We start from the raw sequence: 14,903 nt of genomic DNA, 5'->3' as shown, positions 1-14,903 counted from the left end.
ATATAAACAAGAAAAATGGATTTAAGTAACTTACAACCAGCGAAAGGCTCGGTAAAAACACAAGGCAAGCGAGTAGGTCGCGGACAAGGTTCAGGAAAGGGTGGTACTGCTACCCGTGGTCACAAAGGCGCTAAGTCTCGTTCTGGATATTCTAAAAAGTTAGGATTTGAAGGTGGACAGATGCCTTTACAAAGACGTGTACCTAAGTTTGGTTTTACCAACATTAACCGTGTGGAGTATCAAGCTATAAACTTAGATACTTTACAGGCGTTAGTAGATGATAAAAAAGTAAAGGATACAGTAGATTTTGAAATCTTATTTTCTAATAGATTAGCTGGCAAAAACGATCTAGTTAAAGTATTGGGAAGAGGTGAATTAAAGTCTAAATTAAAAGTATCTGCTCATAAGTTCTCTGCTTCAGCAAAAGCTGCAATTGAAGCTGCAGGAGGAGAAGTTATAACTTTATAAGAATACATTAACGTATGAAATTTATAGAATCAATAAAAAATGTTTGGAAAATTGAGGAACTAAGAAACAGAATCATCGTAACGTTGAGTTTGTTATTAGTTTATCGATTTGGTGCCCAAGTTGTATTACCAGGTATTGATGCAGCCCAATTGGGAGGTTTAGCTGAGAAAACCGATGGTGGTTTATTAGGTTTACTTAATGCCTTTACAGGCGGGGCTTTTGCTAATGCTTCAGTTTTTGCACTTGGTATTATGCCTTACATTTCAGCTTCTATTGTTGTGCAGTTAATGGGTATTGCTATTCCCTATCTACAAAAATTACAAAAGGAAGGTGCTAGTGGACAAAAGAAAATAACACAGATTACACGTTGGTTAACAATTGCGATTTGTTTGGTGCAAGCACCAGGATATTTAGCTAGTTTGCCAGCATTAGGGATTCCACAATCTGCGTTTCTTTTAGGAACTGGAGGATTGTTTTATTTCTCTTCTATAATAATACTTGTTACTGGATGTATTTTCGCCATGTGGTTAGGTGAAAAAATTACTGATAAAGGTATTGGTAATGGTATTTCATTGTTAATCATGGTAGGAATCATAGCTACATTACCTCAGTCTTTTGTCCAAGAATATGCAGCCAGAGTAACAGAGTCTAATGGTGGTTTAATAATGATTTTAATTGAACTAGTAATATGGTTTGTTATAATTTTAGCCTCTATTATGTTGGTAATGGCAGTTAGAAAAATTGCTGTGCAATATGCTAGACGGACAGCTTCAGGTGGCTACGAAAAAGCTGCAGCAGGAGGGTCTAGACAATATATTCCATTAAAATTAAATGCATCTGGTGTAATGCCAATTATATTTGCTCAAGCTATAATGTTTGTACCAAGTTTAATTGGAGGTTCTTCTTTCTTAAAAGATACTTCTGCAGGATTATGGATGCAAACAAATTTTGCTGATATCTTCGGATTTTGGTATAATTTAATTTTTGCCTTATTGATTATTGTTTTTACATATTTTTACACTGCAATTACAGTGCCTACTAATAAGATGGCAGATGATTTAAAACGTAGTGGTGGTTTTATTCCTGGTATTCGTCCGGGTTCTGAAACTTCAGAATATCTAGATAAAATAATGTCTCAAATTACGCTACCAGGTTCAATTTTTTTAGCCTTAATAGCTATATTTCCAGCCTTCATTGTAAGTCTAATGAATGTTACTCAAGGATGGGCATTGTTTTTTGGAGGAACATCACTGTTAATTATGGTTGGAGTTGCAATCGATACTATGCAGCAAATAAACTCTTATTTGTTAAATAGACACTATGATGGCTTAATGAAAACAGGTAAAAATAGAAAAGCAGTAGCTTAATATATAGATGTTATGGCAAAACAAGCAGCAATAGAACAAGACGGTACAATTATAGAGGCATTATCAAATGCTATGTTCCGTGTTGAATTAGAAAACGGTCACATTGTGACAGCACATATTTCTGGTAAAATGCGTATGCACTATATCAAATTATTACCAGGAGATAAAGTGAAATTAGAAATGAGTCCTTACGATTTAACTAAGGCTCGCATAACTTATAGATACTAAACAGGTATAGTCGCAAGATAATATCTAACAGTAATATAGAATAATTAGTATAAGATGAAAGTAAGAGCATCAGTTAAAAAAAGAAGCGCAGATTGTAAGATTGTGCGTAGAAAAGGTAGACTTTACGTGATAAACAAAAAGAATCCTAGATTTAAACAAAGACAAGGGTAAATTATGGCAAGAATTGCAGGTGTAGACATACCAAAACAAAAAAGAGGAGTTATCTCTTTAACTTATATCTATGGTATAGGTAAAAGTAGAGCACAAGAAATTTTAGCAACTGCTAAAGTAGACGAAAGTACTAAAGTACAAGATTGGACAGACGACGAAATCGGATCGATTCGTGATGCTGTGGGAACTTATACTATTGAAGGTGAATTACGTTCTGAAACACAATTAAACATTAAGCGATTAATGGATATTGGGTGTTACAGAGGTATACGTCATAGATCCGGTCTTCCATTAAGAGGACAACGTACTAAGAATAACTCTAGAACAAGAAAAGGTAGAAGAAAAACTGTTGCTAACAAGAAAAAAGCAACTAAATAATAATTAGACATTAGTCATTAGTGTATAGACGTTAGATGAATCTGTTCGAAATCGAAAGGTTTAGGATTCTAACAACTAAAGCTAACAACTACAACAAAATAATATGGCAAAGTCAAGTACAAAAAAACGTAAAGTAATAGTTGATGCTGTTGGAGAAGCGCACGTAACTGCTTCATTTAATAACATCATAATTTCATTAACCAATAAGAAGGGAGATGTAATCTCTTGGTCTTCTGCTGGTAAAATGGGATTTAGAGGGTCTAAGAAAAATACACCTTACGCTGCACAATTAGCTGCAGAAGATGCTTCGGGTGTAGCCCTAGAAGCTGGCTTAAAAAAGGTAAAAGTATATGTAAAAGGACCAGGAAATGGTAGAGAATCTGCTATTCGTTCTATACATAATGCAGGTATTGAAGTAACTGAAATTGTTGATGTTACACCATTACCACATAACGGTTGTCGTCCACCAAAACGTAGAAGAGTTTAATCACGTTTCAATGTGTTTAGAATAAAAAAATTAATAGCATCTGTTTATCAGATGGTATTAATTTTTTGCATAAATTTGCAAACCGAAAAAAATAATATTAACAAGTATCAACGGGAGATTAAAGGTTATCGAAGGATAAGATTAAGACCTTAATTCATAATCGCTCTCAAAAACAATTTAAAATGGCAAGATATACTGGTCCTAAAACTAAAATCGCACGAAAATTCGGCGAAGCTATCTTTGGAGAAGACAAATCATTCGAAAAAAGAAATTATCCTCCAGGACAACACGGAAATAATAGAAGACGTGGTAAAAAATCTGAATACGCAATCCAGTTAATGGAAAAGCAAAAAGCTAAATATACCTACGGTATTTTAGAGCGTCAATTTAGAGGTTTATTCAAAAAAGCAACAGCTGCACAAGGTATTACAGGTGAAGTGTTATTACAATTATGTGAATCTAGATTAGACAACGTAGTTTATAGAATGGGAATTTCTCCATCTAGAAGCGGTGCACGTCAATTGGTATCTCACAGGCATATTACTGTTAACGGTGAATTAGTAAATATACCTTCTTATCAGTTAAAAGCTGGAGATGTAGTTGCAGTAAGAGAAAAATCAAAATCGCTTGAAGCTATTGATAGTTCTTTATCAAACTCAAGTCATGTATACGAATGGATTACTTGGAATAATGATACAAAGTCTGGTACTTATGTCTCTGTTCCTGCAAGAATCCAGATTCCAGAAAATATCAACGAGCAATTCATCGTAGAATTATACTCTAAGTAATACATATATTAATCATATTGGTATTTGGCCAAAGGGTTTGCTAGTGCTCTTCAAACTTTTAAACCGCGCAACCAAATAACAATTAAAACGAAGAAAACATTATGGCAGTATTTAATTTTCAAAAGCCCGATAAAGTAATCATGATTGATTCTACTGATTTCGAAGGTAAATTCGAATTCAGACCATTAGAACCAGGTTACGGTTTAACAGTTGGTAATGCACTTAGAAGAGTTTTATTATCTTCTTTAGAGGGTTTTGCAATCACCTCAGTTAGAGTAGAAGGTGTAGATCACGAATTTTCTACAATTGCTGGTGTGGTAGAAGATGTAACAGAGATTATTTTGAATTTAAAACAAGTACGTTTTAAAAGACAAATAGAAGATATAGATAATGAGTCAATCTCAATTTCAATATCTGGTCAAGAACAAATATTAGCTGGAGACTTCCAAAAGTTTATTTCAGGATTTCAAGTATTAAATTCAGAATTAGTAATCTGTAATTTAGATCCTAAAGTGAGTATCAATATGGAAATCACTATAGAAAAAGGTAGAGGTTATGTACCAGCAGAAGAAAATAAAAAAGCGTCTGCACCGATAGGTACTATTTTTACAGACTCTATTTACACACCAATCAAAAATGTTAAATATAGCATTGAAAATTACCGTGTAGAGCAAAAAACTGATTACGAAAAATTAGTTTTCGAAATCATTACAGATGGTTCAATTACACCGCAAGATGCTTTAACAGAAGCAGCTAAAACATTAATTCATCACTTTATGTTATTCTCTGATGAGCGTATCACTTTAGAAGCTGATGAAATTGCACAAACTGAAACTTATGATGAAGAATCACTTCACATGAGACAGTTGCTTAAAACTAAGCTTATTGATATGGATTTATCCGTACGTGCGCTTAACTGTTTAAAAGCTGCAGAAGTTGATACTTTAGGAGACTTAGTATCTTTTAATAAAAATGATTTAATGAAGTTCCGTAACTTCGGTAAAAAATCTTTAACAGAGCTTGAAGAGCTTGTACACGTTAAAGGATTAAACTTCGGAATGGATTTAAGTAAATATAAATTAGATAAAGATTAAATAATCAACTCTTCTATAGTTTGCTCTCTGTATAAGATGTGGTAGCAAGATAGAAGTTTAAAACAAAGGTCATGAGACACGGAAAAAAAATTAACCATTTAGGTAGAAAAACAGCCCATAGAAAGGCAATGTTAGCAAATATGGCTTGTTCTTTAATAGAGCACAAACGTATTAACACTACAGTTGCAAAAGCAAAAGCCTTAAAACAATTTGTAGAGCCTTTAGTAACAAAATCTAAAACTGATACAACACACAACAGACGTATTGTATTTAGTAAGCTAAGACAAAAAGAGGCTGTTACAGAGTTGTTTAGAGACGTTGCTACTAAAGTAGCAGATAGACCAGGTGGTTATACCAGAATTATCAAATTAGGTAACCGTTTAGGTGATAATGCCGATATGGCTATGATAGAGTTAGTAGATTATAACGAAATTTACAACGCTGGTAAAGCTAAGAAGAAAACTACTAGAAGAAGCAGAAGAGGCGGAAGTAAACCAGTTGCTGTGGCACCAGTTGACACTAACGCATCAAACGAAGAAGAATAAATGTTAATAAGCATTTAATATATAAAGGATAAACTATTTTTAGTTTATCCTTTTTTTTTGAATTTTTGTAAAACTTTTGGGCGTTACCCTCCTATGGTCGGGTCGGGCTTTCGGGAGTCTCCCGATTCTTATCGGGATTCAACAAATCCCTTAATCCCTAACGCAGAAAAAAATAATGGAACATATGAAATATCAGAAGAAACAAAATGCCATCATTCTACTTGCAGATGGTACAATTTTTTATGGAAAAGCAGTAGGCGGAAAACAAGGAACTGCTTTTGGCGAGGTGTGTTTTAATACGGGAATGACAGGATATCAAGAAATATTCACAGATCCATCGTACTTTGGGCAGCTAATGGTAGCTACCAACGCTCACATTGGTAACTACGGTACCAATAAGGACGAGGTAGAATCTGATTCTATTAAAATAGCTGGTTTAATCGTAAAAAACTTTAGTTACGAGTATTCTCGAGATAGAGCAGATGGGTCTTTAGAAGATTTTTTAGATAAAAATAATTTATTAGCAATCTCAGACGTAGACACCAGAGCCTTGGTAAGTTATATAAGAGATAACGGTGCTATGAACGCTGTAATTTCTACAGAGGTTGACAATATCGAAAGTTTAAAGCAACAATTGGCCGATGTGCCAAGTATGAAAGGCCTAGAGTTGGCATCAAAAGTTTCTACCAAAACACCTTATTATTTCGGTAATGAGAATGCCACATATAAAGTAGCTGCATTAGATATCGGTATTAAAAAGAATATTTTGAGAAATATTTCTAGTAGAGATTGTTACATTAAAGTATTTCCATACAACGCTAAATTTGAAGATTTAGAGGCGTTCAATCCAGATGGATATTTCTTATCAAATGGTCCAGGAGATCCAGAACCCTTAGTTGAAGCGCAAGCAATAGCCAAAGAAGTTATTAAAAGAGATTTACCGCTGTTTGGTATATGCTTAGGACACCAAATAATTGCAATTGCAAACGGTGTTACAACTTATAAAATGCATAATGGCCATCGTGGTATAAACCATCCTGTTAAAAATTTAATTACAGGTAAAGGCGAAATCACATCTCAAAATCACGGATTTGCAGTAAACAGAGAAGAAGCTGAAGCTAATGCAGATTTAAAAGTAACGCATGTTCATTTAAATGATGACACTGTTGCTGGTTTAGCAATGAAAAGTAAGAATGTGTTTTCGGTACAATACCATCCAGAAGCAAGTCCTGGTCCTCACGATTCATCGTACTTATTCGATCAGTTTGTAGAAAATATTAAAAAAGGTAAATTATCAACTGTAAAATAACAATTTAATTACTAAAACGTTATAGCTTCAATTTTAGGATTTTATGACAAAAGCCAGATAATTAAAGAATATTTAGACGTAAATTTGAAGTAATAAAAGATTAAAAACAAACCAATTATGAGTATAATAGTTAGCGTACACGCAAGACAAATTCTAGATTCAAGAGGTAATCCAACCGTAGAAGTAGATGTAGTTACAGAAAATGGAGTATTAGGTAGGGCTGCTGTACCATCAGGAGCATCAACAGGAGAGCATGAAGCAGTAGAGCTACGTGATGGTGGAGATACTTACATGGGTAAAGGTGTTTTAAAAGCAGTAGAAAATGTTAACACAACTATAGCCGAAGAATTAGTAGGTATTTCAGTATTTGAACAAAACTTTATCGATCAAATGATGATTGATTTAGATGGTACACCAAATAAATCCAAATTAGGGGCTAATGCCATTTTAGGAGTTTCATTAGCCGCAGCTAAGGCCGCAGCTAATGAGTTGAATATGCCATTGTATCGTTACGTTGGTGGTGTTTCGGCAAATACGTTACCATTACCAATGATGAATATTATCAATGGTGGTTCTCATAGTGATGCGCCAATTGCATTTCAAGAGTTTATGATTATGCCAGTGAAAGCTAAAAATTTCACCCATGCTATGCAAATGGGAACTGAAATTTTTCACCATTTAAAAAAGGTGTTGCATGACAGAGATTTAAGTACATCTGTAGGAGATGAGGGTGGTTTTGCACCAAATCTTGCTGGAGGAACAGAAGATGCTTTAGATACCATTGCAAAAGCAGTAAGCAATGCAGGATATAAATTTGGTGATGAAATTAAAATTGCTTTAGATTGTGCTTCAGCAGAATTTTTTGTTGATGGTAAATACGATTACAAAAAGTTTGAAGGTGATTCCGGAGTTATAAGAACTAGCAAAGAACAAGCAGAATACTTAGCGGAGTTAGCTTCTAAATATCCAATTATTTCAATTGAAGACGGGATGGATGAGAACGATTGGGAAGGTTGGGCTTATTTAACTGAGTTAATTGGAGATAAAGTACAATTAGTTGGAGATGATTTATTTGTAACAAATGTAGAGCGTTTATCAAGAGGTATTAACGAAGGTATTGCCAATTCAATTTTGATAAAAGTAAACCAAATAGGGTCGTTAACAGAAACTATTGCTGCTGTAAATATGGCACATAATGCTGGGTATACTTCTGTAATGTCACACCGTTCTGGTGAAACTGAAGATAATACTATCGCAGATTTAGCAGTGGCTTTAAACACAGGACAAATAAAGACAGGATCTGCTTCGCGTAGTGATCGTATGGCTAAGTACAACCAATTACTTCGTATAGAGGAAGAGCTTGGTTCTGTAGCTTATTTTCCTGGAGAAAATGCTTTTAAGATTAAATAATAATACAAATCAAAAGATTTTGAGTAAAAGGCGATTAATTTTATATTAATCGCCTTTTTTTAGCTTTCATTTTATCAATCTATAAATTAACAAAACCTTATCGTACAGACTTCTTAAATCGAGGGATATTTTGTAAATTAGCAATCCTAAAAAAATAAACACAAAACATATGTCTGATACCGCTATTCTAGAGATTAATGGAGAGAAACATGAGTTTCCAATAGAAAAGGGAACCGAGAATGAGCTAGCAATTAATATTTCAAAATTAAGAACTGTAACTAATGGTATAATTACTATTGATCCAGGTTATAAAAATACTGGATCGTGTGAAAGTGCAATTACTTTTTTAGACGGTGAAAAAGGTATCTTAAGATATAGAGGTTATGATATCGCAGAATTAGCAAATAAAGTTGATTTTTTAGAAGTTGCTTATCTACTAATCTTTGGAGAGTTACCTACCAAAGCACAGAATGATAAGTTTCATGACGATATTAAAGCAGAGTCCGCAGTAGATGAGGATGTTAAGAAGATATTAGATGCATTTCCTAAATCAGCGCATCCAATGGGTGTTATTTCTTCTCTAACAAGTGCATTAACAGCATTTAACCCTGATTCTGTTGATGTAGATTCTGAAGAAGAAATGTATAAGTCTGTTGTAAGATTATTAGGTAAAATGCCAGTGCTTGTAGCATGGACTATGCGTAAAAAACAAGGGCAACCCTTAGATTACGGTGATAATACTTTAGGTTACGTAGAAAATATTTTAAAAATGATGTTTTCTAGACCTAATAGTTGTTATGTGCAAAATCCGGTTTTAGTTGACGCTTTGGATAAACTCTTAATTTTACATGCAGATCATGAGCAAAACTGTTCTACCTCTACGGTAAGAATTGTAGGCTCATCACATGCTGGTTTGTTTGCTTCAATTTCTGCTGGAATCTCTGCATTATGGGGACCACTTCATGGTGGGGCTAATCAAGCGGTTTTAGAAATGCTTGAAGCTATTCAAGCAGATGGCGGTGATACCAAAAAATATATGGCAAAAGCTAAAGATAAAAGTGATCCTTTTAGATTAATGGGCTTTGGACACCGTGTTTACAAAAATTTCGATCCTAGAGCTAAAATTATCAAAAAAGCAGCAGATCAGGTATTACACGATTTAGGAATTGAAGATCCAATTTTAGATATAGCGAAAGGTTTAGAAAAAGAAGCTTTAGAAGACCAGTATTTCGTTGATAGAAAATTATATCCAAATGTAGATTTTTATTCTGGTATTATTTACAGAGCAATGGGTATACCAACCGAAATGTTTACAGTAATGTTTGCTATAGGGCGATTACCAGGTTGGATAGCGCAATGGAGAGAAATGCGTTTACGTAAAGAACCTATTGGTAGGCCAAGACAAGTTTATATTGGTGCAACAGAGCGTCCGTTTGTTGTTGTAGACAAAAGATAAGATATTACATTCTATATTAATATATTTTAAAGCTTCATAACTTAGTTGTTATGAAGCTTTTTTATATTTACAATATGCTAAAACTAAATATACAGAATGAGATTTCAAGATTAAGAAAAGTTGTTCTTGGCACAGCAGAAAGTAACGGGCCTATTCCTAGAATAGAAGATTGTTATGATCCTAAAAGTATCGAACACATAAAAGCGGGAACATATCCAACAGAAAAGGATATGATAAATGAAATGAAGTCTGTTTTAAATGTTTTTAAAAAGTATGATGTTGAAGTTTATAGACCAGAGCTTATAAAGGATTGTAATCAAATATTTTCACGTGATATCGCTTTTGTAATTGATGATATCATGATAGAAGCAAATATTTTACCGCATAGAGAAAAGGAAGTACATGCCATAGATTATATATGGAATAAGGTAGATACGGATAAACGGATCATACTTCCAGAAGAGTGTCATGTAGAAGGCGGAGATGTTATGCCTTGGAATCATTATGTTTTCATGGGGGTATATTCAGGAGACGATTATCCCGATTTAATTACAGCTCGAACAAATATTCAAGCAATTAATGTAATAGGAGATATTTTTCCAAAAAAAAAGATAAAGGCTTTCGAACTTAGAAAGTCTAATACTAATCCAAAAGAAAATGCATTGCATCTAGATTGTTGTTTCAATCCGTTAGGAAAAGGTAAAGCTATACTGCATAAAAACGGTTTTTTGATTGAAAGTGAATATGAATGGTTAGTTAATTTCTTTGGCAAAGAAAATATTTTTGAAATTACAAAAGATGAAATGTATCAAATGTGTAGTAATGTATTTTCAATTTCAGAAGAAGTTATTATTTCAGAAAAAAAATTTACGCGCCTAAATAGGTGGTTGAGAAAACAAGGTTTTATAGTTGAAGAAGTACCATATGCTGAAATAGGTAAACAAGAAGGGTTACTAAGATGCACTACTTTGCCCTTGTATAGAGAATAGATGAATTAGTTTTGCGAGAGCATCTAGTGTTTATATATATACCAATCATCAAATAATGAATGTGTAGTATGTACTCTACTATACCCTTTGGATGATAATAATTTAAAAATCTTTTCTCGTAAACTCGTGTAATTATGTTCTACTGTAATTACTCTAAATTTATAATCATCAAAATTTAAATTGTTCAATATAATATATTCACTTCCTTCTGTATCAATTGATAAATAGTCGATTATTTTTGGTGCTTTATATTTTAATAATAAATCATTTAATGAAATGGTAGTTACTGAATACACCTTTTTGGTATCTCTATCTTGAGAATGAGAATCTGTTTTACCAAAACCAACTACGGTTGAAAGGGTTGAGCTTTGTGCTTCTTGAAATTGTAATTCTTCACCTGTTTTATGCCAAACGCAATTTGTCTCAATAAATGTATCCCTGTTTTCCTTTAAAGCACTATGCCAACACCTACCTGGTTCAGCAAGTATACCCTTCCAATTAAAATCTTTTTCTAATAGAAAGGTGTTACTCATAGAAATACCATCGGTTGCGCCAAACTCAATAAAAAAACCATTTTTTTTAAAATCTAATTCGCACAAAACAAATAAATCTTGCTTAATTTGAGATTTAGAATAACCCTTATATTTTAAGTAATTAGCTCCTATTGTAGCTGGATAGCTTAAAATAAACTCATATTCTTTTGCCATTTTTTGGTCGGCGAATAACTTTCTCAAATTAGATAGTTTAATTAAGTCGTAATTAAAGCTATTTAATATTTTTCTTAATTTTTTTTTCATTTTTCGATTGAAATAAATGCAAATAACCCAGTGTTTATTAGAAACAGCAAAAAACCCAATTTACCGTTTTTAAAATACTTCTGATAAAAATTTCAAATAAAAATACTTATCCTCTAAATAAGTATATTTTTGTAAATAAAAGATATTTATATGCAACAAACGACTAAAACTATATTAATGGTACGTCCAGTTAATTTTAGGATGAATGAGCAAACAGCAATAAATAACTACTATCAAGAATCTATAAAGGGTATATTACCAGAAACTATAAATATTAAAGCACAAAAAGAATTTGATGCCTTTGTATCTAAGCTGCAAAATATAGGTGTAGATGTTATAGTTGTAGATGATTTAAAAGAAACAAATACACCAGATTCTATTTTTCCTAATAATTGGGTGTCTTTTCATGAAAATGGGGATATTGGTCTGTATCCAATGTTTGCAGAAAACAGACGTTTAGAGCGAAGAGAAGATATTTTAGAAGTGCTTGAAAGTAAGGGATTTATTATCAATAATATAATAGATTACACTAGTGCTGAGGAAGAAGGTGTATTTTTAGAAGGTACGGGTAGTATAATCTTAGATCGTAAAAATAGAAAAGCATACTGTGCACTTTCTCCTAGAGCGGACGAAGATTTATTTATTGAATTTTGTGAAGATTTTGAGTTTACTCCTGTAGTTTTTGTTGCTTACCAAACGGTAAATGGAGAACGAAAACCCATTTATCATACTAATGTTATGATGTGTATTGCAGATCATTTTGCTGTAATTTGTTTAAGCAGTATTGAGGATAAAAAAGAACGTAAAAATGTTGTAAAGCATCTAAAAGAAGACGGTAAAGAAATTATTGATATTACTGAAGCTCAGGTAGGAAAATTTGCAGGTAATATGTTACAGGTAAAAGGAGATAATAACCAATCCTATATAATTATGAGTAAAGCTGCTTTAATGGCTTTAACTAAATTTCAAATAAAAAAAATTGAAAACTATTGTAAAATTTTGTCAACCTCATTGGAAACTATTGAAACTTGTGGTGGTGGCAGTGCGCGTTGTATGATGGCAGAAGTTTTTTTACCAAAAGTGGATAGCGATACCTAGTCTTTATTTGGTTTAGATTTTGGTAGTTGAACGTAGAATGTGCTACCTACTCCTACTGTGCTTTCAACCCAAATTTTACCTCCATTAAGCTCAACTAACTCTTTACAAATAGAAAGTCCTAACCCTGTACCTTTTTCATTATTAGTGCCTATTGTAGAATAGGTATTGCTTTTAAATAATTTGTCAATATTTTGTTTTGGTATACCAATACCCGTATCTGCAACACTTATAATGCAACTTCCACTACTAATGTGGTTAGAAACGGTTATTTTATCTCCCTTACGAGAAAACTTTAGGGCGTTGGCCATAAGATTCTGAATTACTATTTCAACCATACTTCTATCTGCATAAGCAAAATCTCGTAATGAATGGTCTACTAACTCTATGCCTTTGCTTTCTAAACGTTGCTCTACTAATTTTATTTTTTCTTCAAAAACTTCTTGAATATCAAACAAACTAGGACTGGGTTTGAGTGATTGCATTTGAGACTTAGACCAATTTAATAGATTAAATAAGAGCAAAGAGGCATTATTTGCGTTTTCACTAAGTTCAGGTATTAGGTTGTCAAACTCTTCTCTTGATAAAGAGCCATCTCTTAATAAATCGATAAAACCATTTATTGATGATAAAGAATCTTTTAGATCATGAGAAACAATGGAAAATAATTTGTCTTTTACATTATTTATGTTTTCTAAATGTTTTGTCTGTTCTGCAAAGGCTTCGTTTTTTAACTGTATTTTAAGGTTTTTCTCTTCTAGCTCTTGCGTGTATTTTAAACTATTGTTTCGTTTTAGGTAAATTAAAACTAAAAACAAACAAACTATTGCAAGTATACCTAAGAGAATATAGAAAAACAGCTTAAATTTTTTAAGCTTATCGTCTTCTTCTATTCTTAAATTTACTTTAGGTGTTGTTTCTGCTTTAACAAATTTTTCATCAAAGTTTAAACTCAAGTCCTTAAGGGAAGTCTCAAATTTTTTTGGAGAAGGCTTATTATTTGTTTTATTTAAGCTGTCTTTCAAACTATAATAGCGGCTTTGCCACATAAACGCTCTATCAAAACGCTTATTGGTAGAATCTAGCGCTTTCATTAAACTGTAATAATTTAAAAGTTCATCTGTATTATTAATTTTTTTAGCTAAAACTCCCGCTTCAAATAATTGTTTTTCTGCTAAACGCAACCTACCTTCATTTAGATTGAGTTTTCCTAGATTATTTAGTGTACTTGCTAAATTAGTTTTATTGTTATTACGACGGTTTAGTTTTAAGCCTCTTATCAAATATTTTGCTGCAGACTTATAATCCTTAAATTCTAAATATTCTCCACCAAGTTTTGGTAAAACGCTACTTCTAATAGAATCTATTTTTCCTTTATCACTATTTAAGACTTTCTCATAGTACTCGATAGATTTTCTGTGTTCTTTAGATTTAGAATACAAATTAGCTAAAAGTAAGCTAGAATTACTTATTCCATCAGAGTCGTTCATTTGCTCTTGTATGTCAAGGGCTTTCATATTATATTCAATAGCTTTGTCTACGTCATTTAATTTGTAATACACCTGACCCAAACTAGCATAAGCAGAGCGTAATTCATGGCTCAAACCTCTTCGCTCTAATTCTCTAATGGCTGATAATGAATATTGTAATCCTTTATCAAAGTTGCCTCTATCCATTTCAATTAGGCCAATACTATTATTAACTTTAGCAATGTATAGTGTGTCTTTTAGTTTGTTAAATAATACTTTAGCCTTACCGTAGCCATCCATGGCATTTATATAATCATTCTTCTCAGCGTAAATGAGTGCCTTGTAATATGTAATTTTTGCAATACCTGTTTTGTAATTAATATCTGAAGATAATTTATCACTTAGTCTAATATACCTAAGCGCGTGTTCAAAATCTTGCGAATTATAAAGAAGATTAATTATTTTAAGAGAAGTATCAACCTTGGATGAATCATTGGTTTCAAAACCTAAGGCTATAGATAAGCTATCCAGCTCTTTGGTTTGAGAATAACCAAAAAATAGGTGTAATAATAAAATGAGAGTAACTATGCGTCTCATATAAATGCTTAGTTATAGCTTTTTGTAAAATTGTTTTTCTAAAGAAGCTTGGTTGAGGGAAATCAAGATATCTTTTGAGATTAGTTAATAATGTTTTATCAATAATAGCTTAGACAAACAAAAGTTAGAAAAAGGGTTTTTATATTCTAATTTATAGGTTTTTCTACCAATAAATTAGATAAAGAGCGAGGTGGGTTTTTTTTAAAAAATCGACGAATAGATTAACTGCAAAAAACATAGAAAATCTACAATATT

General features: G+C 32.5%; 16 protein-coding genes. 14 read left to right on the top strand and 2 right to left on the bottom strand.

Translation table 11 applies throughout. From position 1 onward, the window contains the following. Nucleotides 1-15 precede the first annotated feature (15 nt). The 13 genes from rplO (at nt 16) to ACKGJY_RS13535 (ending at nt 10,690) form a co-directional block, all read left to right on the top strand. Nucleotides 16-468, top strand: a complete 453-nt coding sequence (gene rplO, locus ACKGJY_RS13595) for a 50S ribosomal protein L15 (protein WP_413974448.1) — start codon at nt 16-18, stop codon at nt 466-468. Nucleotides 469-482: 14 nt separating this feature from the next. Beyond that, complete coding sequence (gene secY / locus ACKGJY_RS13590; RefSeq protein ID WP_413974447.1) at nt 483-1,835, top strand: preprotein translocase subunit SecY; 1,353 nt, start codon at nt 483-485, stop codon at nt 1,833-1,835. Between the two features lie 12 nt (nt 1,836-1,847). Further along, the gene (gene infA / locus ACKGJY_RS13585; protein ID WP_007094967.1) at nt 1,848-2,063 is read left to right on the top strand and encodes a translation initiation factor IF-1; all 216 of its coding nucleotides are present in this window, start codon (nt 1,848-1,850) and stop codon (nt 2,061-2,063) included. A 54-nt stretch (nt 2,064-2,117) separates the two neighbouring features. Continuing rightward, nucleotides 2,118-2,234, top strand: a complete 117-nt coding sequence (ykgO, locus tag ACKGJY_RS13580) for a type B 50S ribosomal protein L36 (protein WP_013305171.1) — start codon at nt 2,118-2,120, stop codon at nt 2,232-2,234. 3 nt (nt 2,235-2,237) lie between these two features. Beyond that, nucleotides 2,238-2,612, top strand: coding sequence for a 30S ribosomal protein S13 (rpsM, locus tag ACKGJY_RS13575; protein WP_413974446.1), 375 nt, complete (start codon nt 2,238-2,240; stop codon nt 2,610-2,612). A gap of 103 nt (nt 2,613-2,715) precedes the next feature. Continuing rightward, the gene (gene rpsK / locus ACKGJY_RS13570) at nt 2,716-3,099 is read left to right on the top strand and encodes a 30S ribosomal protein S11 (protein ID WP_413974445.1); all 384 of its coding nucleotides are present in this window, start codon (nt 2,716-2,718) and stop codon (nt 3,097-3,099) included. 182 nt (nt 3,100-3,281) lie between these two features. Further along, complete coding sequence (gene rpsD, locus ACKGJY_RS13565; protein ID WP_413974444.1) at nt 3,282-3,887, top strand: 30S ribosomal protein S4; 606 nt, start codon at nt 3,282-3,284, stop codon at nt 3,885-3,887. Nucleotides 3,888-3,988: 101 nt separating this feature from the next. Further along, nucleotides 3,989-4,981, top strand: coding sequence for a DNA-directed RNA polymerase subunit alpha (locus ACKGJY_RS13560; protein WP_413974443.1), 993 nt, complete (start codon nt 3,989-3,991; stop codon nt 4,979-4,981). A gap of 71 nt (nt 4,982-5,052) precedes the next feature. Next, nucleotides 5,053-5,526, top strand: a complete 474-nt coding sequence (gene rplQ / locus ACKGJY_RS13555; protein ID WP_413974442.1) for a 50S ribosomal protein L17 — start codon at nt 5,053-5,055, stop codon at nt 5,524-5,526. 184 nt (nt 5,527-5,710) lie between these two features. After that, nucleotides 5,711-6,835, top strand: coding sequence for a glutamine-hydrolyzing carbamoyl-phosphate synthase small subunit (carA, locus tag ACKGJY_RS13550; RefSeq protein ID WP_413974441.1), 1,125 nt, complete (start codon nt 5,711-5,713; stop codon nt 6,833-6,835). A gap of 117 nt (nt 6,836-6,952) precedes the next feature. After that, entirely contained in the window at nt 6,953-8,245 is a 1,293-nt protein-coding gene (eno, locus tag ACKGJY_RS13545; RefSeq protein WP_413974440.1) for a phosphopyruvate hydratase, read from the top strand. A 169-nt stretch (nt 8,246-8,414) separates the two neighbouring features. After that, nucleotides 8,415-9,701 carry a citrate synthase gene (locus ACKGJY_RS13540; protein WP_413974439.1) on the top strand — a complete coding sequence of 429 codons (1,287 nt, stop codon included), beginning with the start codon at nt 8,415-8,417 and terminating at the stop codon, nt 9,699-9,701. A 74-nt stretch (nt 9,702-9,775) separates the two neighbouring features. Further along, nucleotides 9,776-10,690 carry a dimethylarginine dimethylaminohydrolase family protein gene (locus ACKGJY_RS13535; RefSeq protein ID WP_413974551.1) on the top strand — a complete coding sequence of 305 codons (915 nt, stop codon included), beginning with the start codon at nt 9,776-9,778 and terminating at the stop codon, nt 10,688-10,690. A 23-nt stretch (nt 10,691-10,713) separates the two neighbouring features. Here ACKGJY_RS13535 and ACKGJY_RS13530 read toward each other — a convergent pair whose 3' ends face one another. After that, entirely contained in the window at nt 10,714-11,487 is a 774-nt protein-coding gene (locus tag ACKGJY_RS13530; RefSeq protein WP_413974438.1) for an FkbM family methyltransferase, read from the bottom strand. Nucleotides 11,488-11,637: 150 nt separating this feature from the next. Between ACKGJY_RS13530 and ctlX the strand changes: the two genes are divergently transcribed. Beyond that, nucleotides 11,638-12,585 (top strand): citrulline utilization hydrolase CtlX, encoded by a 948-nt coding sequence (ctlX, locus tag ACKGJY_RS13525; protein WP_413974437.1) that lies wholly within the window; start codon nt 11,638-11,640, stop codon nt 12,583-12,585. On the opposite strand, the gene ACKGJY_RS13520 is transcribed toward ctlX, so the two are convergent. Next, a complete protein-coding gene (locus tag ACKGJY_RS13520; protein WP_413974436.1) occupies nt 12,582-14,648 on the bottom strand; it encodes an ATP-binding protein in 2,067 nt (688 codons plus the stop codon). The two genes, ctlX and ACKGJY_RS13520, sit on opposite strands and share 4 nt — an antisense overlap. Between the last annotated feature and the right edge of the window lie 255 nt (nt 14,649-14,903).

The sequence above is a fragment of the Hyunsoonleella sp. 2307UL5-6 genome (assembly GCF_047345485.1).
Lineage (GTDB): Bacteria > Bacteroidota > Bacteroidia > Flavobacteriales > Flavobacteriaceae > Jejuia.
This window is presented reverse-complemented; position numbering and strand designations above follow the sequence as displayed.